The organism is Variovorax sp. YR634, from assembly GCF_900106655.1.
Taxonomy (GTDB): domain Bacteria; phylum Pseudomonadota; class Gammaproteobacteria; order Burkholderiales; family Burkholderiaceae_C; genus Variovorax.
Genome location: NZ_FNOL01000002.1, coordinates 376,796 through 396,694, shown reverse-complemented (window position 1 = coordinate 396,694; position 19,899 = coordinate 376,796). Strand labels below are relative to the sequence as shown.

Sequence of the window (19,899 nt, the reverse complement as noted above, 5' to 3'; positions counted from 1 at the left end):
TAGGGTGTGGCGCTTTACCAAAAGGGTGCATATGGACAGGGTCTGGCTGGTAGTGATGGGCGTTTCGGGATGCGGCAAATCGAGCCTGGGCGCGGCGCTGGCCACCGCCCTCGACCTGCCGCTCATAGAAGGCGACGACCATCATCCGCCGGCCAACGTCGAGAAGATGAGCCACGGCATCGCGCTGACCGACGCCGATCGCGCGGGCTGGCTCGCCACGCTGGGCCGCGCGCTGGCCGATGCGCCGCAGGGCGCGGTGCTGACCTGCTCGGCGCTCAAGCGCATCTACCGCGAGCAGCTGCGCGCGGCCGCGCCGGGGCTGCGCTTCGTGTTCATGGCGATCGAGCGGGCCGAGGCCGAGCGCCGCGTGGCCGCGCGGGCCGGGGCGGGGGAGCACATGTTTCCCGCCAGCCTGGTAGCCAACCAGTTCGCCACGCTGGAGTCGCCGGTGGGAGAGGCGGGTGTGCTCGCAGTGGATGCGACGGCGCCGCTGGCGCAGTCGGTGGGGGCCGTGAAGGCGTGGCTGGTCAGCCCTTGAGTTCGGCGCGCATGCCTTCGAGCGTGGTGGCCACGCGGCCCATCACGTCGGCCACTGCGTCCAGTTCGTCGCGCGTGGCCGGCGCGACCATCGCGGTCACCATCTCCGCCTGAACCGCCAGGCACTTCTGCGCCATTGCCATGCCGTCGTCGGTGAGCGTGAGGCGCCGCACGCGCGCGTCGGCGCCATCGCTGTCGCGCCGCACCCAGCCCCTGGCCTCCATCTGCGTGAGCAGCATGCTGACGCCGCTCTTCGCCACGAAGCAGCGCGCGGCCAGCGCCTGCTGCGTGATGCCCGGCGTGGTCGCGATGGTCGCCAGCACCTCGTGCTCGCCCACGCGCAGGCCTATGGCGGCGAGCCGTGCCGTCATCACTGCATCGCAGAGGTTGTAGGCCCGCACCACCGCCAGCCATGCGGCCGTGCCGTGGGGCGAGGAGGGGGCCTTGTCGGTCTTGCCGGGCTTGGAGGACTTTGCTGCGGGCATCGAGATGGTTCAGCCTTGAACTAGAATGTTCTGAGTTGAACCAATTCTAGGCTGTCCATGAATCTCTATCTGCGCTTGCTGATGACCCTGTTGCGCGCCTGGCGTGCACCGCGCCTTGCGCCGGGCGACACGCTGGAGCGGCAACTGCGCGTGCTGCCGAACGACCTCGACATCAACGGCCACATGAACAACGGCCGCTACCTGACGGTGGTCGACCTGATGCTGGTCGAATACTTCGTGCGCACCGGCTTCGCAACAGCCATGCTGCGCCAGGGCTGGAGGCCGATGTCCGGCGGCTCGCTCATCAGCTACCGGCGCGGGCTCAACCCCTTTCAGGTGTACACGCTGCGCTTTCGGCTCGACGCCACCGACCAGCACTGGAACTACATGCGCTTCGAGTTCGTGCGTGGCGACAGGGTGTGCGCGGCCGGCTACATGAAGGGCGCAGCCGTGGGGCGCGGCGGGCTGGTGCCGAACCAGGAGTCGTATGCGGCCATGGGGCTCATGCCGCCGGCGCATGCACTGCCGTTGCCGGTGCGCGACTGGATCGCAGCCGAGCAGGGCGTGATGAACGCGGCCTGGTAAGGCTCAGCGCGTTGGCGGCGCATCGAGCGCCAGGCGCAGCCGCGTGACGTTCGGGTTGCCCGGATCGCGCTGCAGCTTGAAGCCCAGCTTGCGCGCCAGCGCCAGCATGCCGATGTTGTCGTAGAGCGTGATGTCCGCCAGCTGCTTTACGCCGGCTGTCGCGGCCGCGTCGATCAGCTTGCGCATGAGCTTGTGGGCAACGCCGTGGTGCTGCCAGGCATCTGCAATGACGACGGCGAATTCGGCGACGTGCGCCGTCTCGGGCGTTTCGCCGCGCACGTAGCGCACCACGCCCATCTGCTGCTCCACGCCATCGACCTCGGTCGTCGCGATGAGCGCGAGTTCGTGGTCGTAGTCGATGTGCGTCATGCGCCACAGCTCGTCGGGCTGCGGCTTTCGCGGCGACAGCAGGCGGTGGTAGCCCGTTTCTTTCGAGAGTCCGTCCACGAAGGCCGTGTGCATCGCCAGATCGTCGGCGCGGATCGGGCGGATCCGCACCGGCGTACCGTCGCGCAGTTGCCAGTCCTCGACCAGGTGGCTGGGGTAGTCGAGGGCCGGCATGGCATCAGCCGATCACTTCGGGCCAATCGGTGTGGAAGAACTGGCCTTCGGGTTTGTCGGTACGCTCGTAGGTGTGGGCGCCGAAGAAATCGCGCTGAGCCTGCAGCAGGTTCGCCGGCAGGCGCTCGGTGCGGTAGCTGTCGTAGTAGGCCAGCGAGGCGCTGAAGGCCGGCACAGGAATGCCGTTGCTCACCGCCAGCGCCACCACTTCGCGCCAGTTCTGTTGCGTGCGGTTCAGCAGGTCCTTGAAGAACGGGTCGAGCATCAGGTTGCCCAGGGCAGGGTCGGTGCGGAAGGCGTCGGTGATGCGGTTCAGGAAGCGCGCGCGAATGATGCAGCCGCCGCGCCAGATCGACGCGATGCCGCCCAGGTCGAGGCCCCAGTTCTTCTTGTCGCCCATGGTCTTGATGAGGTCGAAGCCTTGCGTGTAGCTGATGACCTTCGACGCATAGAGCGCGTCGTGCACCTTGGCCACCAGCGCTTTCTTTTCGACCGACAGCTCGATCTTCGGCCCCTGCAGCAGCTTGCTGGCCGCCACGCGCTGCTTCTTCTGCGACGACAGCACGCGCGCCTCCACGGCCGCGTTGATGGTGCTGATGACCACCGCGTTCTCGGCCGCGTTGATCAGCGTCCACTGGCCCGTGCCCTTCTGTCCAGCCTTGTCGAGAATCACGTCGACGATGGGCTTGCCCGTCTCCGGATCCTTCTGTTCGAGCGCCTTGGCGGTGATCTGGATCAGGTAGCTCTGCAGCTCGCCGTCGTTCCACTCGTTGAAGATGGCGGCCATCTCGTCGGTGCTGAAGCCGGCCGCCTTGAACAGGCTGTAGGCCTCGCAGATCAGCTGCATGTCGCCGTACTCGATGCCGTTGTGCACCATCTTCACGTAGTGGCCGGCGCCGCCGGGGCCGATGTGAATGACGCAGGGCTCGCCGTCCACCTTGGCCGCGATGCTCTCGAAGATCGGCTTCATCACCTCCCAGGTGGAAAGCGGTCCGCCCGGCATGATCGACGGCCCCTTGCGCGCGCCTTCTTCTCCGCCCGACACGCCCGCGCCGATGAAGCGCAGGCCCTTGCTGGAGAGGTATGCGTCGCGGCGCTCGGTGTCGGTGTAGAGGCTGTTGCCGCCGTCGATGACGATGTCGTCCTTGTCCAGCAGCGGAATGAGCTGCTCGATCACCTGGTCGACCGGCGCGCCGGCCTTCACCATGATCTGGATCTTGCGAGGCTTGGCCAGGCTCTGCACGAACTCTTCCAGCGTCTTCGCGCCGACCAGCTTCTTGCCGGGGTTGGCGGCAATGAAGGCTTCGGTGGTGGCCTCGGTGCGGTTGTACACGCTGACCTGGAAGCCGCGGCTTTCCACATTCAGCACGAGGTTCTGGCCCATCACGGCCAGGCCGATCAGTCCGAAATCGCTTTGCTTGTTGCTGCTCATGACCCGTCTTGCCCTTCTTTCATGTGCGTGCGCCGGAATGTCCCGCGCACGGGTTGGTTCGCGGGTCATTTTGCCGGTGCCGGGCGCAGGGTGGCGTCGGAGGCGGTCTATACCCGCTTGGCAAGCGGGCATGGCTTGGGTATGTTTGGCGCGCATGAGCGAAGCCATCGACACCATCCACCGCTGGTCCACCGACGCCGTGCCGTCCGCGCAGCGGCTGGACTACTGGGTGGGCGCGGTCTGCGAGGGCTTCCTGGAGATGGACGTGACCAGCCCGGTGGCCGGCAGCTTCGGCGCCACGCTCGAATCCGCGCCGCTCGGCCCCATCGTCGTCAACCAGGTGCGCGGCAGCGCACAGGACGTCTACCGCACGCGCCGCGCCATCGCCCACAGCCGCAACAACTACTTCTACCTGCTGTGCAAGACCGACTCGGCCTGGGTGGCCGTGCAGGACGGCCGTTCTGCGCGACTGCTGCCCGGCGATGCGGTGCTGGTCGACTCGCGCCGGCGCTACGAATTTCACCTGCTGCAATCGGCCGACACCATTTCGCTCGAACTGCCGACCGCCTGGGTCGATGCATGGATTCCCGACGCGGGCGACCAGGTGGCGCGGCGCATCGACGGGCAGGCGGGGTGGGGCGGCGTGCTGTGCAGCTTCGTGCAACAGCTGACACCGCAGATGGCAGCAAAGCCGCCACTGCCGGCGGCTTTGCTGGGCGACCAGCTCGGTAGCCTGCTGGCACTGGCCACGGGGCACAGCCCTTCAGAGTCTGGGAGCGAAGGGCGCGCCGCGCTGCGCCGCCGCGTGCTCGACACCACGCGCGAGCGCCATGCAGAGCCGGGCCTCACGGCCGCGGGCGTGGCGCGCGAGCTGGGCATTTCGGAGCGCAGCCTGCACCGCTGCCTGGGCGAAGGCGGTACCACCTTCGCCACCGCGCTGGCGGGCTTTCGCATGCAGGCGGCGCGGCGCATGCTGGCCGATGCACGCTTCGATCGCCTGGGCATCGCGGAGATCGGCTTCCGCGTGGGGCTGACCGATGCCTCGCACTTCGTTCGCCAGTGCCGCAGGCATCTGGGCGCCACGCCGGGTGAGCTGCGCCGCTCGCGGCACTGAGCCGTCGCTCAGATGCTGCGCAGGTTGACCCGCTTCGACAGCGCCTCCGCACTCTCGCGCCGCTCGCTGTAGCGGTCCACAAGGTAGCCCGCGCAGTCGCGCGTGAGCAGCGTGAACTTGACCAGCTCTTCCATCACGTCGACCACTCGCTCGTAATACGGCGAGGGCTTCATGCGGCCGTTCTCCTCGAACTCGAGGAAGGCCTTGGCCACCGACGACTGGTTGGGGATGGTGAGCATGCGCATCCAGCGGCCGAGCACGCGCAGCTGGTTCACGGCGTTGAACGACTGCGAGCCGCCCGACACTTCCATCACCGCAAGCGTCTTGCCCTGCGTGGGCCGCACCGAGCCGACGGACAGCGGGATCCAGTCGATCTGCGCCTTCATGATGCCGGTCATGGCGCCGTGGCGTTCGGGCGATGTCCAGACCATGCCCTCGGACCATTGGGCGAGGTCGCGGAGCTCCTGCACTTTCGGATGGTCTTCCGGTGCGCCGTCGGGCAGGGGCAGGCCGCGGGGGTCGTAGATGCGCGGCTCGGCGCCCAGGGCCTGGAGCAGCCGCGCGGCTTCTTCGGTGAGCAGCCGGCTGTAGGAGCGCTCGCGCACCGAGCCGTAGAGCAACAGGATGCGCGGCGCGTGCGTGGCGCGCTCCGTGGGCAGCAGTTGCCGCAGGTCCGGCCGGTGGAAATGCCCGGCGTCGACGTTCGGCAGTTCAGGGCTTGACGACACGCTGGCCCTTCGCGTCGATGACGGCCTCGCCGTCTTCCTTGGAGAAGGCGCCTTGCTGCGGCCGCGGCAGGATGTCGAGCACCGCTTCCGAAGGCCGGCACAGCCGCGTGCCGAGCGGCGTCACCACGATCGGCCGGTTGATGAAGATCGGGTGTTGCAGCATGAAGCCGATCAGTTCATCGTCGCTCCACTTCGCATCGTCGAGGCCGAGTTCGTCATAGGGCGTGCCCTTGCGGCGCATGACTTCGCGCACCGGCATGCCCATTGCCGCGATCAGTTGCTTCAGCGTCGCGCGATCGGGCGGGGTCTTCAGGTACTCGATGACGGTGGGCTCGTCGCCCGTGTTGCGGATCAGCGCGAGCACGTTCCTCGACGTGCCGCAGGCGGGGTTGTGATAGATCGTGATGTCGTTCATGGAAGTGTGGTGTCGGGTTTCAAAGACTCAGTCGAAGCGCCAGTGCCGCCAGGGTGACCAGCAGCACGGGCAGGGTCAGCACGATGCCGACCTTGAAGTAGTAGCCCCAGCCGATTGCCATGCCCTTCTTCGCGAGCACGTGCAGCCAGAGCAGGGTGGCGAGGCTGCCGATGGGCGTGATCTTCGGGCCGAGGTCGCAGCCGATCACGTTGGCGTAGACCATCGCTTCCTTCACCGCGCCGCTCGCGCTCGACGCGTCGATGGACAGCGCGCCCACCAGCACGGTGGGCATGTTGTTCATGACCGACGAGAGCAGCGCCGAGAGAAAGCCCGTGCCCATCGCCGCACCCCAGACGCCGCCTTGCGCGAACACATTCAGCAGCGAGGCGATGTAGCTGGTCAGGCCGGCGTTGCGCAGCCCGTAGACCACGAGGTACATGCCCAGCGAGAAGATCACGATCTGCCAGGGCGCGCCGCGCAGCACCCTGCGAATGCCGATCACCGGGCCGCGCCCTGCAACAGCCAGCAGCACGACCGCGCCGAAGGCGGCCACCGCGCTGACCGGCACACCCAGCGGCTCCAGGCCGAAGAAGCCGACGAGCAGCAGTACCAACACGACCCAGCCCGCGCGGAAAGTCGCGGGGTCGCGGATCGCATCCGCAGGCGCCTTGAGTTGGGTCGTGTCGTAGCTTGCCGGGATGCCGCGGCGAAAGAAAAGCATCAGCGCCAGCAGGCTCGCGAGCACCGCCGCGATGTTCACGGGGAACATGACCGAGGCGTACTCGCCGAAGCCGATGCGGAAGAAGTCGGCCGACACGATGTTCACCAGGTTCGAGACGATCAGCGGCAGGCTGGCCGTGTCGGCGATGAAGCCCGCCGCCATCACGAAGGCGAGCGTGGCAGCCGGCGAGAAGCCTAGCGCCACGAGCATCGCCATGACGATGGGCGTAAGGATCAGCGCCGCGCCGTCGTTGGCGAACAGCGCCGACACGGCGGCGCCCAGCAGCACGATGAACGCGAACAGCAACCGCCCGCCCCCGCCGCCCCAGCGCGCCACGTGCAGCGCGGCCCATTCGAAGAAGCCCGCCTCGTCGAGCAGCAAGCTGATGACGATCACGGCGATGAAGGTGGCGGTTGCGTTCCACACGATGCTCCAGACGACGGGGATGTCGGACAACTGGACCACGCCGAGCAATAGCGCGATGACGGCGCCGAGCGAGGCACTCCAGCCGATGCCCAGCCCGCGCGGCTGCCAGATCACCAGCACGAGCGTGAAGACGAAGATCGCAACGGCGCTCAGCATGTCGGCGGGCATCCGACAGCGCAGGTTTCTCCCTCGCAGCAGTTCTCGGTGAGGTAGGCCAGCAGTCCATTCATCTGCTCGAACGCCGCGCGGTAGATGAGGTTGCGGCCCTGCCGCTCCTGCGAGACCAGCCCCGAATGCACGAGCTCCTTGAGATGGAACGACAGGCCCGTGGCCGACACCTCGAGCGCTTCGGTCAGCGCGCCGGGCGTGAGTCCGGCAGGGCCCGCCACCACCAGCGCACGAAACACCCGCAGGCGAACGGGCTGCGCCAGTGCGGCAAGGGATCGGACAACGTCGTTTTCTTCCATAATTCAAGTATCGTTGAATAATTGAATCGAAGCAATACGGCTGGCGCGAATCGGCCATCGCGCTGGCACGCATCGGCCATGCGCAAGTCACCGATGTTCCTTACAGTCGTGCTCCGTCACAAACAAAAGGAGACACACCCACCATGTCCGACACCTATGTTCTCGTCCACGGCGCCTGGCACACCGGCGCAGAAATCGAAGCCGTGGCCGATGGCCTGCGCGCAGCAGGGCACACCGTGTATTGCCCGACGCTCGCTGGCAACAACCCCGGCGACGATCGCTCGAGCATTGGCCTGGAAGACGCCATTGCTTCCGCCGTGCGCTACATCGAGGAAAAGAATCTCACGCAGGTGCGCCTCGTGGGCCACAGCTACGGCGGCATGGTGATCTCGGGCGTGGCGGACCGCATCGCGCCGCGGCTGAAGCGGCTGGTGTACATCAACGCCTTCGTGCCGCTCGATGGCGAATCGCTCAACGACATGGTGCCGCCGCATTACGTGACGATGTTCGACGCCGTCGCGGAGGCCAACGGCAATGCCGTGACCTTGCCCTTCGAGATCTGGCGCGAAGCCTTCATCAACGACGCGGACCTGGCGACCGCGACGGCTGCCTACGGCAAGCTCAACCCGCATCCGTACCGCACCTTCACCGACAAGATCAGGCTGCAGCAGCCGCTGGCCGCGCTGGCGCTGGGCAAGTCGTATGTCAACTGCCTGCAGGACACCGCGCTGCCGCACGGCATGCCGTGGCATCCGCGCCTGTCGGAGCGGCTGGGCCTGTTCCGGCTGGTGGAGTGCCCCGGCAGCCACGAGATGTTCTTCTCGAACCCCCAGAGGCTCGCGCAGGCGATCCTGGAGGCGGGGCGCGACTGACCCCGTTTCGATCGGTCAGTTGCTGCTGCTGAAGAGCGCGTCGTACACGCGGATCGACGCATAGGCGTCGTTCGCGGCATAGCGGATCTGCGCCTCGGTGAGCTGCTTGTTGGCCCAGTTGGAAGTGGTCGCCTTGCGCGACTTGATGAAGCGGCGGTTGAACACCAGAGCCACCGCCGCCTTCACGCCGACCGACTTGCGATAGCCCCGATGGCGGAATTCGTTGTCGATGTCGAACACCGCCTTCGGCTCGATGTTGAGCCGGTTGCGGATCAGCGTGAGGTCGCCCGACAGGCCGAAGCCGACCTTGCGCAGCTCGGTGGAGGCGATCAGCGCGGCCACCACCGGGTTGCACTCGGTGCGGTGAAGCTGAAACAGCCACGCCGTGTCGCGCGTGGAGAACTGCACCACGTGCGGGCCGCCCGACACCTCGTTCTTCGCGAAGGTGGGCTTGGATTCGGTGTCGAAGCCGGCGATGCCCGCGGCGAGCAGCGTGGCGGCGGCACGTTCTGCATCTTGCAGTGTCTGCACGACCACGATGTCTTTCAGGCCGAGGCCTTCGAAGGGTTCGAGCAGCGCGATCTGTTCGCGCTCGGGCAGTGGTGGGAGCTTGGGGTTCTCGCTCACCGGGAGGCTGCTTTCGCTGTCTTTTTCTTCACTGAGGTTTTCTTCACTGCGGCTTTCTTCACTGCTGTTTTCTTTGCGGGTGTTTTCTTCGGCTTCGGTGGCTGGCCCGAGCGCAGCGCTGCTTCATATGCAAGGCGGCCCCACAGGGCGGCTTCCTCGCGGTCTTCGAAAAGATCCGCCGGGGCTTGCCGGTACGACATCGGCATCGACTTGCCCTGGCGCACGTAGGTGAAGGGCGGCAGGTTCAGCTTGTCGAAATGCGCGGCGCTCTCGGCATCGGCCTTGAGGTAGAGCGTGTCCTTGGCGACCAGCGCGATCATGCGGCCTTCGTGCCAGATGCCGTGGCCGCCGAACATGCGGCGCGTTTCGATGCGGCCGAGCCGCTCGAAGGTTTCGTGCAGGCTTTCGACGAATTCGCTCATGCGGTGATCTCGATGCGGTTGCCGTCCGGGTCGAGCACCACGCTCTCGTAGTAGCCATCGCCAGTGCGGCGCGGGCCGTCGAGCAGCGGGTAGCCGTCGGCCTTCAGACGCTGCGTGAGTTCGTCGACCGCAGCGTCTGAGCCCACGCTGATCGCCAGGTGCGTCCAGCCCATGCGCTGCGCGCCGGCTTCGGCCGTCACGGGCGAGAGCGTGCTCGTGGTCATGGCCTCTATGCGCGCGCCGTCGCCCAGGCTCAGGAAGCACGAGGCGAAGCCCTTGGCCGGGTTGACATAACCCGCGCCGGCGGTGGCGCCGAAGTAGTCGACATAGAAGCGCTTGCAGCGTTCGAGATCGGTGGTCCAGAGTGCGATGTGGTCGATGCGCATGGGCACGAAAAGAAGATGGGGTTCAGCCGATGCGCCACGGCGGGCGCGAGGGCGACCAATGGTAGGCGATGCGTTCGCGGCCGCTCGAGGGGTGCCGATCGACCGCACCGCGCTCGAGGCCATAGCGCTCGTAGAAGCGCTGCGCCGACGTGTTGGTGGAGGCAACGTGCAGCCACCAGCCTGTGGGAATGCGCACGCAGGCCTCGTCGAGCAAGGCCTTGCCCAAACCCTGGTTGCGCAGATGGGGCTCGACGAAGAGCTGGGCCACGTACTCGCGCCGCTCCAGCAGCACCATGAACGCCAGCACCTGCCCGTCGCGCTCCGCCAGCACCACTTCGGCGGGCGGGCCGAACTCGGTCTGCACGCGGTGCAGCCAGTAGCCGATCGGCTCGAAATGGGGAACGCCCCGGTTGGCCGCGATCCAGGCGCGGCGCCAGATGCCGGCCAGCACCATGTTCTCTTCGGCGCTGCCTTCGCGCAACCGCAGGTGGAAGGCGGGAATTTGGGCGGCGGACATGCGAACCATGATACGGCGCGGGGCCGCTGTGGTCGATGAGGCGCGGCCCTAGGAGCGCAGGGTTTGCGCGTGGTGCGCTATGTGGTCGGCCATGAAGCTCTGGATGAAGTAGTAGCCGTGGTCGTAGCCCGCGTGGCGGCGCAGCGTGAGCGGCTGGCCCGCCGCGAAGCAGGCGGCCTCGAAGGCCTCGGGGTGCAACTGCTCGGCGAGGAATTTGTCGGCCAGGCCCTGGTCGATGAGGATGCCCTGCGGGTAGGGCGCCACCACCTGCGACTTCATGAGCGCGCTGGCGTCGTGCGCCAGCCACTGCGCACGGTCGGCGCCGGGCTGGCCCAGATAGCCGCCGAGTGCCTTCTCGCCCCATGGGCACTGCGTGGGCGCGCAGATCGGCGCAAAGGCCGAGAGCGACTTGAAGCGCCCCGGATGCCGCAGCGCCAGGGTGAGCGCACCGTGGCCGCCCATCGAGTGGCCGAAGATGCCGATGCGCTCGCCGTCGATGGCGAAGTGCTTCGCGACCAGCGGCAGCAACTCGTGCACGACCCAGCTTTCCATGCGCCAGTGCGTGGCCCATGGCTCTGCCAGTGCGTCGAGGTAGAAGCCGGCGCCGATGCCGAAGTCCCAGTCGTCCTTCGCACCCGGAATGCTTTCCGCTTCGCGGCCTCGCGGGCTGGTGTCGGGCGCGATCAGCGCAAGGCCCAGGCTCGCGGCCATGCGCTGCGCGCCGGCCTTCATCGCGAAGGTCTCCTCGTTGCAGGTCAGGCCCGCGAGGTAGAGCAGGGCGGGCACCCGCTCGTGCGCGACCTGCGGCGGCAGGTAGACCGAGAAGCGCATCGGCAGGCCGATTTCATGCGAGCGGTGTTCGAGAAAGCGCTGCACGCCGCCGAAGGCGTGGTGCTCGGAAAGAGTCTTCGGAGTGTTGTCGGTCATTGCGGGTTCTTGCCGCGCAGGGCGGGCACGAGTTCGAGCACGGCGTCGGCAAAGGTGCGCGGCGCTTCCTGCGGCATGTTGTGGCCCGCGCCGGGCACGAGCCGGTGCGAACGCGGGCCGCTGAAACGGTGTGCGTGGGCCGATGCGTCGGCGGGCGGGCGCACGCCGTCGTCGATGCCGTCGAAGGTGATGGCGGGCACGGTGATCGTGGGCTGGACTGCAAGGCGGCGTTCGATGTCGGCGTAGGCCGGGTCGCCCGGCACGAGGCCGAAGCGGTGGCGGTACGACTGGATCACCACGTCCACGAAATCAGGGTGGTCGAAGGCGGCGGCGCTGCGCTCGAAGGTGGCGTCGTCGAACTTCCAGGTTGGCGACCAGAGCTTCCACAGCAGCTTTGTGAGCGCCTTGCGGTCTTTTTCGAGGCCGGCGCGGCCGCGCTCGCTGTGGAAGTAGTACTGGTACCAGAGGCTGTGCTCGTTGGCCGGCGTGTCCGGCTCCATCGCCTTCGCGATGTTCTGGATGTTGTAGCTGTTGAGGGACACCAGCCCCGCGCAGCGTTCGGGCCACAGCGCCGCGACCACGCAGGCGGCGCGGCCGCCCCAGTCGTAGCCGGCCAGCACGGCACGGTCGATCTTCAGCGCGTCGAGCAGCGCGAGCAGGTCGGCGCCCAGCGCGGCCTGCTCGCCCGAGCGTGGTGTGGCTTCGCTCAGGAAGCGCGTGGCGCCGTAGCCGCGCAGGTACGGCACGATCACGCGGCAGCCCTGGTCGGCCAGCATTGGCGCGACTTCGGCGTAAGTGTGGATGTCGTACGGAAAGCCGTGCATCAGCAGCACGGGAGGCCCGTCGGCGGGGCCTGCTTCGAAGTAGGCGATTTCGAGAACGCCCGCTTCGATCTTGTGCAGGGGCTCCATGCGATTCATGGCGAGCGCCTCCCGGGGTTTAGTAGAGAACCACGCCGCGAATGGATTCGCCGCGCTTCATCAGGTCGAAGCCCTTGTTGATGTCCTCCAGCGGCATGGTGTGCGTGATCAGGTCGTCGATGTTGATCTTGCCTTCCATGTACCAGTCGACGATCTTCGGCACGTCGGTGCGCCCGCGTGCGCCGCCGAAGGCCGAGCCTTCCCACTTGCGGCCCGTGACCAGCTGGAACGGCCGCGTGCTGATCTCCGCACCCGCTTCGGCCACGCCGATGATGATGCTGCGGCCCCAGCCCTTGTGCGTGCATTCGAGCGCCTGGCGCATCACCTTGGTGTTGCCGATGCACTCGAAGCTGTAGTCGGCGCCGCCGTCGGTAAGCTGCACGATGGCGTCGACGACGTTCTCGGTGTCCTTGGGGTTGATGAAGTGCGTCATGCCGAACTTGCGGGCCATGGCCTCACGCTCGGGGTTCAGGTCCACGCCGATGATCTTGTCGGCACCCACCATCCTGGCGCCCTGGATCACGTTCAGCCCGATGCCGCCGAGGCCGAACACCACCACGTTGGCGCCGGCTTCCACCTTGGCCGTGAAGATCACCGCGCCGATGCCGGTGGTGACGCCGCAGCCGATGTAGCAGACCTTGTCGAAGGGGGCGTCTTCGCGGATCTTGGCGAGCGAGATTTCAGGGGCGACCGTGTAGTTGCTGAAGGTCGACGTGCCCATGTAGTGAAAGATCGGCTTGCCGTCGAGGCTGAAGCGCGAGGTGGCGTCGGGCATCAGGCCCTTGCCCTGCGTGCCGCGGATCAGCTGGCACAGATTCGTCTTGCGGCTCAGGCAGAACTTGCACTGGCGGCATTCGGGCGTGTACAGCGGGATGACGTGGTCGCCCTTTTTCAGCGTGGTGACGCCGGGGCCGACATCGACCACGATGCCCGCGCCTTCATGGCCGAGGATCGCGGGGAAGATGCCTTCGGGGTCGGCGCCCGAGAGCGTGTAGTAGTCGGTGTGGCAGATGCCGGTGGCCTTGATCTCGACCAGCACTTCGCCGAATTTCGGGCCTTCGAGGTCCACGGTTTCGATGGTGAGCGGGGCTCCGGATTTCCAGGCGACGGCGGCTTTGGTTTTCATGGCGAGTGTGATTCTTCAGAAAGGCGAAGCGGTAAGGATACCCAGACGACGTTCAAACAGGGCCGGCGGGAAAGATTCCCGACATTCCCACAAAGCCGGGCAGGTGGCGAAAGTCCCAGACCCAGTTTCGCAGTGCGGGAAATTCATCGAGAGAAATGCCGCCTTCGCCGGCGAGCGCGACGTAGGGGAAGCAGGCGAGGTCGGCAATGGTCGGCTCGGGTGGGGACGCAAGCCAGCGCAGGCCCGCGCTGGCCTGTTCGGCAAGATGGTCGTCGAGCACGCGGAACACGGCGCGGGCGCCGCTGCGGCAGGCTTCGATGTCGAGGTGGTGGTAGCCCAGTGCGTCGTGCAGCCGTGCGGCCGAGGCGGTGCGGGTGATGTCGTCGGCAGTGGCGAGCCACATCGCGACCTGGCCGCGCAGCTTCGGGTCGGCGGGGTACCAGCGGCCTTGCGCGTCGTAGCGGCTTGCCAGGTAGACCAGGATGGCCTGTGCATCGCGCAGCACGAAGCCGTCGTCGTCGATCACCGGGAGCTGGCCGAGCGGGTTGATGTTCGCCAGGAATGCGGCGGATTTGTGCTCGCGGCCGGGAAAGAAATCGACCGGCACCGTTTCGTACGCGACACCCAGCCAGGCCAGCATCTGCCGCACCTTGAAGCAGTTGCCCGACAGCGGGTAGTCGTACAGCTTCAGCGTCGTCATGCCGCTGCCCTCACGCCGAAGCGCATGCCGCGCTCGCGCAGCCATCGCCGATAAGTGACGGAGGATGTGTCGCCGCGCGTCGGCGTTTCGGCACGGCCTTCGAGCGGCATGCGCTTGAAGGCATGGTTCTCCAGGATGGGCTTGTCCTGGCCGAAGATGGTGTGCTGGAAGGCGATGAGCTCGGCATCGGTGGAGTCGTCGTCGTAGCAGGCGAGCAGCGTGTGGGCGACAACGTGCTCGTCGTCGATGGGCTGAAGAAAAAGGCCGATCGCGTCGAGCGCGCCCGCACGGAAGCTCGATTTGTAGAGCATGGCCGAGAAGGGCTGCATCACGCGGTACTTGTAGAGCACCTCGCTGCCCGAATCGTGGGCGGCGGAAGCGCGCGGCTGCCAGAAGCGGCAGTCGGTGGCCCAGATCTCGCCGGTGGCGGGCTCGACCTGCACCTGATACTGCGCCACCTCGGTGTGCGGCACCTTGCCGAGGTAGTCGGCATGCACGAAGGGAAAGTGCGCCATGTCGAGGAAGTTCTCGATCACGCGCAGGCCCGACACCGCGACGCCGATGCCGCCGCAGTCGATGATGCGGCGGCCGGGTTCGCTGTGCTCGGGAAAGTCGAACAGGGCGCGCGCGGGTCGGCCGCTGGGGCAGACCCAGAAGTAGCCGTAGCGCGACTTCACAGTAAGCGGCTGGTCGCCGAGGCGGCATTGGGGCGTGCCGTCGGCGTCGGTCCAGAGCTGCACGGTTTCGCCGAGCAGGCGGGTCGTGCGGGGCGTGGTCGTCGCGGGCCCGACGACCAGCCAGTCGTCGAGCATGTTGGGGTCGTTGGTGACGAAGGGCATGGGTGCTTTCAGCCTTGGGGCAGGGCTTCGATGCCGGCGCGCAGTTCGCGGGCGGCGGTGTGCAGGGTCTTCATGGCGGGCGAGCCGGGCGCTGCATCGGTCCACAGGTGGACGAAGGCAAGCCGGGGCTGGGCGTCGAGGACGAGGGCGACGGTGTTCACGTCGTCGAGCAGGCCGCGCCAGGCGGCTGAGACCGCATCGGCTGTCAGGCCGCGCTGTGCCAGCGTTTCTCGCACCGTGCCGGCGGGCGCACGCACGGTCAGCGTGCGGCAGAAGTGCCAGCCGGTGGGGATGGCGCCTTCCAGTTCGGCGGGCGCGGGCGGCACTTCGGGCGACAGGTGAACCCACAGCATCCCTGCGGCCTCCATCGTGCCGAAGGTCTTCGCGCAGACGTTGCGCGGAGCCTGCATGGCCGGATGCGCCGGAATGCTGGTGCACTGCCCGCTGCCCGCCGCGTACTGCCAGCCGTGGTACGCGCAGGCCAGGCGGTTGTCGACGACCTGGCCCAGCGTGAAGCGCACGCTGCGGTGCGGGCAGCGGTTCTCCCAGGCCTGGGCGGTGCCGTCGGCGGCGCGCCAGAGCGCGAGCTCCTGGCCCTCGGCAAAGCCGGCGACGATGTTGGTGCCGGCGCGCAGGTCGGCCGAGCGCGCGACGGGGTGCCAGGTGGCGGTGTTCTGTGTGTTCATGGATCGTGGGGGAGCAAGGCTGGGCGCCGGTGATACCGTAACGCTTCCGCCGCATCGATGAAAGCCACATGAAGAGACGCTACTTTTCATTCCTGCAACGCCGGGCCTCATGAGCCGGATCGATCTCGCCCTTGTAGAGGCCTTCGTACTGATCGCCCGGAGCGGCAGTCTCACCAAGGCCGAAAGCCTCTCGGGCGTGTCCAAGGCCACTTTGAGCCGGCAGCTCACGCGGCTGGAGAAATTGCTTGGCGCGCAGTTGCTGATGCGCAGCCCCCGCCGCATTGCGCTCACCGAGGCCGGCCGCGCGTTCTTTGCGCGCGGCGAAGGGCTGCTCGACGAAGTGACGGGCCGGCTCGAAGCGGCCAGCACCGAGATCCACGCGCTGACGACGGGCGTCTCGGGCGGCCTCTCGCTGCTGTCGGACACGCAGTTCAGCACCTCCTTCGTCTGCCATGTCGTCAAGCTGTTCCTGGAAATGCACCCGGACGTGCGCTGCCAGCTCGACGTGGCGAACGGCTTCCATGCGCCGCAGATCGGCGATGTCGACTGCTACGTGTGCTCCGAGCCGCCCGATGCGCCGAACCTCGTGGCCAAGCTGCTCGGGCGGCTGAACTACGGGCTGTATGCGAGCCCGCAGTACCTGGCGCGCCGCGGCACGCCGTCGTCGCCTGAAGAGCTGGCCACGCACCAGTCCATAGTGATGAAGGAGCCTTCGGTGCGTTCGCAGGTGCTGCTGGTGTCGGGCGCATCGAGCTTTGCCTTCCAGCCCGAGCCCGCCTTTGAGACCAACGACCACTGGGTCATGAAGACTTTCTGCATCGACGGCCTGGGCATCGCGCTGCTGCCGGCCTTCTTCGTGCGGCCCGAGCTGGAGCAGGGCGTGCTGGTGCCGGTGCTGCCGCAGTGGCAGCCCGAGCCGCGGCGCATCTACTGTGCCTACCAACGGCAGCGCTACATGGGGCAGAAGCTGCGCTCGTTCGTCGACCTGATGGCGCGCTGCGTGGTCGACATCGATTCGTACAACTACTACGTCGGATCGTCCACGGCGCGGCGCCGCAGGACGGCCGCGAGACCATAATTGCAGTCCGCCAGACCCTCATCCATCATGAAGAAAATCCTCGTCCTCAACGGCCCCAACCTCAACCTGCTCGGCACGCGCGAGCCCGAACAGTACGGACGCGACACGCTGGCCGACGTCGAGCGCCTGTGCAAGGACACGGGCGCGAAGCTGGGCGTGGAGATCGAATGCCGCCAGTCGAACCACGAAGGCGTGCTGATCGACTGGATCCAGGAAGCCGGCCGCGAAGTGGCGGCGGGCAACATGCTCGGCGTGGTGATGAACCCCGGCGCCTACACCCACACGTCGATTGCGCTGCACGATGCGATCAAGGGCGCGAGCGTGCCGTTGATCGAGCTGCACATCTCGAACGTGCACGCGCGCGAGGAGTTTCGCCACCACTCGTACATCTCGCCCGCGGCGAAGGGAATCATCGTGGGGCTGGGCGTGAAGGGCTACACCTTGGCCATCGCGGCCCTGGTGCCCTGACCCTCATACTTCTAGTACAGCTGCTTCGGCGCCGTGGCCTTCCAGCTGCGGCTGATGCGCCCGGCGCTGTCGATGCTTTCGAGGTGCACGTCGAAGCCCCAGAGCCGCGCGACGTGCTTCAGCACTTCTTCCGCCCCGTCGTGCAGCGGCAGGTTGTTGCGCTGCGTGTGACGCAGCGTCAGCGAACGGTCGCCGCGCGTGGCCACGCTCCACACCTGGATGTCGGGCTCGCGGCTGCTGATGTCGTACTGGCGTGACAGCGATTCGCGCAGCGCCTGGTAGCCGCTGTCGTCGTGGATGGCGGATACCTCCAGCTCGGCCTCGCTCTGGAAGTCGCGGATCGAGAACAGGCGGAAGTCGCGCATCGTCTTCGGGCTCAGGAACTGGCCGATGAAGCTCTCGTCCTTGAAGTTGCGCATCGCGTAGTCGAGCGTCTTGAGCCAGTCGCTGCCCGCGAAGTCGGGGAACCAGCGGCGGTCTTCCTCGGTCGGCTTCTCGCAGACGCGCCGCAGGTCGGTGTACATCGCGAAACCCAGCGCATACGGGTTGATGCCGCTGTAAGCGCGGTGTCCCACTGGCGGCTGGAAGATCACGCCCGTGTGCGAACTGAGCCATTCCATCATGAAGCCGTCGGCCAGCTGGCCGCGGTCGTACATGGTGTTGAGCAGCGTGTAGTGCCAGAAGGTGGCCCAGCCTTCGTTCATCACCTGGGTCTGGCGTTGCGGGTAGAAGTACTGCGCGATCTTGCGCACGATGCGCACCACTTCGCGCTGCCAGGGTTCGAGCAGCGCGGCGTTCTTCTCGATGAAGTAGAGCAGGTTCTCCTGCGGCTCCGACGGAAAGCGTTTTGACGAATCAGACTCGGCCGCCTGCTCGCTCTTGCGCGGCAGCGTGCGCCACAGGTCGTTCACCTGCTGCTGCATGTGGCGCTCGCGCTCGGTACGCTGGGCACTCTCTTGCGCCAGCGAGCGCTTCTGCGGGCGGCGATAGCGGTCGACGCCGTAGTTCATGAGCGCGTGGCAGGAGTCGAGCAGTTCCTCGACCGCGTCGAGGCCGTGGCGCTCCTCGCACTCGGCGATGTAGTGCCGTGCGTAGACGAGGTAGTCGATGATGGACGACGCATCGGTCCACATGCGGAACAGGTAGTTGCCCTTGAAGAAGCTGTTGTGGCCGTAGGCCGCATGCGCGATCACCAGGGCCTGCATGGCCATGGTGTTTTCTTCCATCAGGTAGGCGATGCACGGATCGGAGTTGATGACGATCTCGTAGGCCAGCCCCATGTGCCCGCGGCGGTAGTTCTTCTCGGTGGCGATGAACTGTTTGCCGTACGACCAATGGCGATAGATCATCGGCATGCCCACACTCGCGTAGGCGTCCATCATCTGTTCGGCCGTGATGACCTCGAGCTGGTTCGCGTACACGTCGAGGCCATAGCCCTTGGCGGTCTTGGCGATCTCGGTGTGATATGTCTCGATAAGGTCGAATGTCCAGTCGGAAGGGCTGGGCAGGCGTTCGAGCCGAGGGGGGACGATGATGGCGCTCATGACGTGACCCCTTCCTTCTTGAACAGGTCGCGGAAAACCGGATAGATGTCTTGCGCGTCGGACACCTTGCGCATGGCGAAGTTGGGCGCGACGCCCTCGAGCTGCTGGTACTCCTGCCACAGGTTCTGCTCGGTCTCGGCCACCTGCACGTAGGCGTAGTAGCGCACCACCGGCAGGATGTTCTCGACCAGCAGCTCGCGGCAGCGGCCGCTGTCCTGGTGCCAGTTGTCGCCGTCGCTGGCCTGTGCGCCGTACACGTTCCATTCGCCGCTGGGGTAGCGCGCCTTGATGATCTCGTCCATCAGTACCAGCGCGCTCGACACCACGGTGCCGCCGGTTTCGGTGGCGTGGAAGAACTCTTCTTCAGTCACCTCCTGCGCCTGCGTGTGATGGCGCAGGAACACGAGGTCGATGGTCTCGTAGTGCCGCGTGAGGAACATGTACAGCAGCATGAAGAAGCGCTTGGCCATGTCCTTGCGCGCCTCGTCCATCGAGCCCGACACGTCCATGAGGCAGAACATCACGGCCTTGGCACTGGGCACCGGCGTCTTCACGCGGTTGCGGTAGCGCAGGTCGATGGGGTCGATGTAGGGCACGTGCCGCATGGTGCGGCGCAGCTCGGCGATGCGCTCTTCGGTCTCGCGGATTTCCTTCTGGATGAGCGCTGAAGTGACCTGCGGATGCAGCTTCAGGTGTTCGAGGTGCGCTTCCAGGCGCTTGAGCTCCTTGCGCGGTTCGCCGCCCAGCGCGATGCGGCGGGCGAGCGCACCGCGCATCGAGCGCACCACGTGCAGGTTGTTGGGCGAGCCGTCGCTGGTGAAGCCGGCGCGGTGGCTCTTCCACTCGGGCACGTCGGCGATCTGCGTGCGAATGAGGTGCGGCAGCGCGAGGTCGTCGAAGAACACGCGCATGAACTCTTCGCGCGTGAGGCGGAAGACGAAGTCGTCCTCGCCTTCGCCGCTGTCGCTGGCCTCGCCGCTGCCGGAACCACCGCTGCCCCCGCCTTCGGGGCGCTTGATGCGGTCGCCTTTCAGGTACTCCTGGTTGCCCGGATGCACGTACTCGCGGTCGCCGCCGCGTGCATGCCCGAACACCGGCTCGGACACGTCGTGGCGCGGCAGGGTCACGTCTTCGCCTTGCTCCAGCTCGCGGATGTTGCGGCCGCTGACGGCGCGCCTCACCGCTTCCTGGATCTGCCCCTTGTAGCGCCGAAGGAAGCGCTCGCGGTTGCCAATGGACTTGTTCTTGCCCGATAGCCGGCGGTCGATGATCTGCTGCAGGATGGCCACGATGTTGTCAAAGCTCCTTGCAAAGAG

General features: G+C 66.8%; 25 protein-coding genes. 6 read left to right on the top strand and 19 right to left on the bottom strand.

What is annotated here, in order from left to right; genetic code table 11:
- The first annotated feature begins 31 nt into the window (after positions 1-31).
- A complete protein-coding gene (locus BLV60_RS06105; RefSeq protein ID WP_256216817.1) occupies positions 32-538 on the top strand; it encodes a gluconokinase in 507 nt (168 codons plus the stop codon).
- Here the strand turns inward: BLV60_RS06105 and BLV60_RS06100 are convergent.
- Complete coding sequence (locus BLV60_RS06100) at positions 528-1,022, bottom strand: MarR family winged helix-turn-helix transcriptional regulator (RefSeq protein WP_093051472.1); 495 nt, start codon at positions 1,020-1,022, stop codon at positions 528-530. The two genes, BLV60_RS06105 and BLV60_RS06100, sit on opposite strands and share 11 nt — an antisense overlap.
- Positions 1,023-1,079: 57 nt before the next feature.
- Here BLV60_RS06100 and BLV60_RS06095 point away from each other — a divergent pair, with 57 nt between their 5' ends.
- On the top strand, positions 1,080-1,607 hold the full coding sequence (locus tag BLV60_RS06095) for a thioesterase family protein (protein ID WP_093051469.1): 528 nt from the start codon (positions 1,080-1,082) through the stop codon (positions 1,605-1,607).
- A 3-nt stretch (positions 1,608-1,610) separates the two neighbouring features.
- Here BLV60_RS06095 and BLV60_RS06090 read toward each other — a convergent pair whose 3' ends face one another.
- Positions 1,611-2,168 carry a GNAT family N-acetyltransferase gene (locus BLV60_RS06090; RefSeq protein WP_093051466.1) on the bottom strand — a complete coding sequence of 186 codons (558 nt, stop codon included), beginning with the start codon at positions 2,166-2,168 and terminating at the stop codon, positions 1,611-1,613.
- 4 nt (positions 2,169-2,172) lie between these two features.
- Positions 2,173-3,600, bottom strand: a complete 1,428-nt coding sequence (gnd, locus tag BLV60_RS06085) for a decarboxylating NADP(+)-dependent phosphogluconate dehydrogenase (RefSeq protein WP_093051464.1) — start codon at positions 3,598-3,600, stop codon at positions 2,173-2,175.
- Positions 3,601-3,754: 154 nt separating this feature from the next.
- On the opposite strand from gnd, the gene BLV60_RS06080 reads away from it, so the two are divergent.
- Positions 3,755-4,714, top strand: a complete 960-nt coding sequence (locus BLV60_RS06080; RefSeq protein ID WP_093051461.1) for an AraC-like ligand-binding domain-containing protein — start codon at positions 3,755-3,757, stop codon at positions 4,712-4,714.
- 8 nt (positions 4,715-4,722) lie between these two features.
- Here the strand turns inward: BLV60_RS06080 and arsH are convergent, their stop codons facing one another.
- The 4 genes from arsH to BLV60_RS06060 are packed head-to-tail and all read right to left on the bottom strand — an operon-like array spanning position 4,723 to position 7,471.
- A complete protein-coding gene (gene arsH, locus BLV60_RS06075) occupies positions 4,723-5,442 on the bottom strand; it encodes an arsenical resistance protein ArsH (protein ID WP_093051457.1) in 720 nt (239 codons plus the stop codon).
- On the bottom strand, positions 5,426-5,857 hold the full coding sequence (gene arsC, locus BLV60_RS06070; protein ID WP_093051454.1) for an arsenate reductase (glutaredoxin): 432 nt from the start codon (positions 5,855-5,857) through the stop codon (positions 5,426-5,428). The genes arsH and arsC overlap by 17 nt, the downstream gene beginning before the upstream one ends.
- Before the next feature lie 19 nt (positions 5,858-5,876).
- Positions 5,877-7,160 (bottom strand): arsenic transporter, encoded by a 1,284-nt coding sequence (locus BLV60_RS06065; RefSeq protein ID WP_093051865.1) that lies wholly within the window; start codon positions 7,158-7,160, stop codon positions 5,877-5,879.
- Entirely contained in the window at positions 7,154-7,471 is a 318-nt protein-coding gene (locus BLV60_RS06060; protein ID WP_093051451.1) for an ArsR/SmtB family transcription factor, read from the bottom strand. The genes BLV60_RS06065 and BLV60_RS06060 overlap by 7 nt, the downstream gene beginning before the upstream one ends.
- A gap of 143 nt (positions 7,472-7,614) precedes the next feature.
- Between BLV60_RS06060 and BLV60_RS06055 the strand changes: the two genes are divergently transcribed.
- Positions 7,615-8,343 carry an alpha/beta fold hydrolase gene (locus tag BLV60_RS06055; protein ID WP_093051448.1) on the top strand — a complete coding sequence of 243 codons (729 nt, stop codon included), beginning with the start codon at positions 7,615-7,617 and terminating at the stop codon, positions 8,341-8,343.
- A 15-nt stretch (positions 8,344-8,358) separates the two neighbouring features.
- Here the strand turns inward: BLV60_RS06055 and BLV60_RS06050 are convergent, their stop codons facing one another.
- The 10 genes from BLV60_RS06050 to BLV60_RS06005 are packed head-to-tail and all read right to left on the bottom strand — an operon-like array spanning position 8,359 to position 15,493.
- Positions 8,359-8,970 (bottom strand): 3'-5' exonuclease, encoded by a 612-nt coding sequence (locus BLV60_RS06050; protein ID WP_093051445.1) that lies wholly within the window; start codon positions 8,968-8,970, stop codon positions 8,359-8,361.
- Positions 8,967-9,392: a TfoX/Sxy family protein gene (locus BLV60_RS06045; protein WP_093051442.1), complete on the bottom strand. Its 426-nt coding sequence runs from the start codon at positions 9,390-9,392 to the stop codon at positions 8,967-8,969. The genes BLV60_RS06050 and BLV60_RS06045 overlap by 4 nt, the downstream gene beginning before the upstream one ends.
- A complete protein-coding gene (locus BLV60_RS06040; protein WP_093051439.1) occupies positions 9,389-9,778 on the bottom strand; it encodes a VOC family protein in 390 nt (129 codons plus the stop codon). The genes BLV60_RS06045 and BLV60_RS06040 overlap by 4 nt, the downstream gene beginning before the upstream one ends.
- A gap of 22 nt (positions 9,779-9,800) precedes the next feature.
- The gene (locus BLV60_RS06035) at positions 9,801-10,295 is read right to left on the bottom strand and encodes a GNAT family N-acetyltransferase (protein WP_256216816.1); all 495 of its coding nucleotides are present in this window, start codon (positions 10,293-10,295) and stop codon (positions 9,801-9,803) included.
- 48 nt (positions 10,296-10,343) lie between these two features.
- Positions 10,344-11,222: an S-formylglutathione hydrolase gene (fghA, locus tag BLV60_RS06030; protein ID WP_093051433.1), complete on the bottom strand. Its 879-nt coding sequence runs from the start codon at positions 11,220-11,222 to the stop codon at positions 10,344-10,346.
- Entirely contained in the window at positions 11,219-12,142 is a 924-nt protein-coding gene (locus BLV60_RS06025) for an alpha/beta fold hydrolase (protein WP_093051430.1), read from the bottom strand. Before BLV60_RS06025 ends, fghA begins: the two co-directional genes overlap by 4 nt.
- Positions 12,143-12,161: 19 nt before the next feature.
- Entirely contained in the window at positions 12,162-13,268 is a 1,107-nt protein-coding gene (locus tag BLV60_RS06020) for an S-(hydroxymethyl)glutathione dehydrogenase/class III alcohol dehydrogenase (protein WP_093051428.1), read from the bottom strand.
- 52 nt (positions 13,269-13,320) lie between these two features.
- Positions 13,321-13,968 (bottom strand): glutathione S-transferase family protein, encoded by a 648-nt coding sequence (locus tag BLV60_RS06015; RefSeq protein WP_093051426.1) that lies wholly within the window; start codon positions 13,966-13,968, stop codon positions 13,321-13,323.
- Positions 13,965-14,807 (bottom strand): aromatic ring-hydroxylating oxygenase subunit alpha, encoded by an 843-nt coding sequence (locus BLV60_RS06010; RefSeq protein ID WP_093051424.1) that lies wholly within the window; start codon positions 14,805-14,807, stop codon positions 13,965-13,967. The genes BLV60_RS06015 and BLV60_RS06010 overlap by 4 nt, the downstream gene beginning before the upstream one ends.
- A gap of 8 nt (positions 14,808-14,815) precedes the next feature.
- Positions 14,816-15,493, bottom strand: a complete 678-nt coding sequence (locus tag BLV60_RS06005; RefSeq protein ID WP_093051421.1) for a Rieske (2Fe-2S) protein — start codon at positions 15,491-15,493, stop codon at positions 14,816-14,818.
- A 109-nt stretch (positions 15,494-15,602) separates the two neighbouring features.
- Between BLV60_RS06005 and BLV60_RS06000 the strand changes: the two genes are divergently transcribed.
- Both BLV60_RS06000 and aroQ read left to right on the top strand, forming a co-directional pair.
- Positions 15,603-16,571: a LysR family transcriptional regulator gene (locus BLV60_RS06000; RefSeq protein WP_093051418.1), complete on the top strand. Its 969-nt coding sequence runs from the start codon at positions 15,603-15,605 to the stop codon at positions 16,569-16,571.
- Between the two features lie 27 nt (positions 16,572-16,598).
- A complete protein-coding gene (gene aroQ, locus BLV60_RS05995; protein ID WP_093051415.1) occupies positions 16,599-17,039 on the top strand; it encodes a type II 3-dehydroquinate dehydratase in 441 nt (146 codons plus the stop codon).
- Positions 17,040-17,050: 11 nt separating this feature from the next.
- Here the strand turns inward: aroQ and BLV60_RS05990 are convergent, their stop codons facing one another.
- Together BLV60_RS05990 and BLV60_RS05985 are read right to left on the bottom strand one after the other, a co-directional pair.
- On the bottom strand, positions 17,051-18,583 hold the full coding sequence (locus BLV60_RS05990; RefSeq protein ID WP_093051412.1) for a SpoVR family protein: 1,533 nt from the start codon (positions 18,581-18,583) through the stop codon (positions 17,051-17,053).
- Positions 18,580-19,872: a YeaH/YhbH family protein gene (locus BLV60_RS05985; RefSeq protein ID WP_093051409.1), complete on the bottom strand. Its 1,293-nt coding sequence runs from the start codon at positions 19,870-19,872 to the stop codon at positions 18,580-18,582. The genes BLV60_RS05990 and BLV60_RS05985 overlap by 4 nt, the downstream gene beginning before the upstream one ends.
- Between the last annotated feature and the right edge of the window lie 27 nt (positions 19,873-19,899).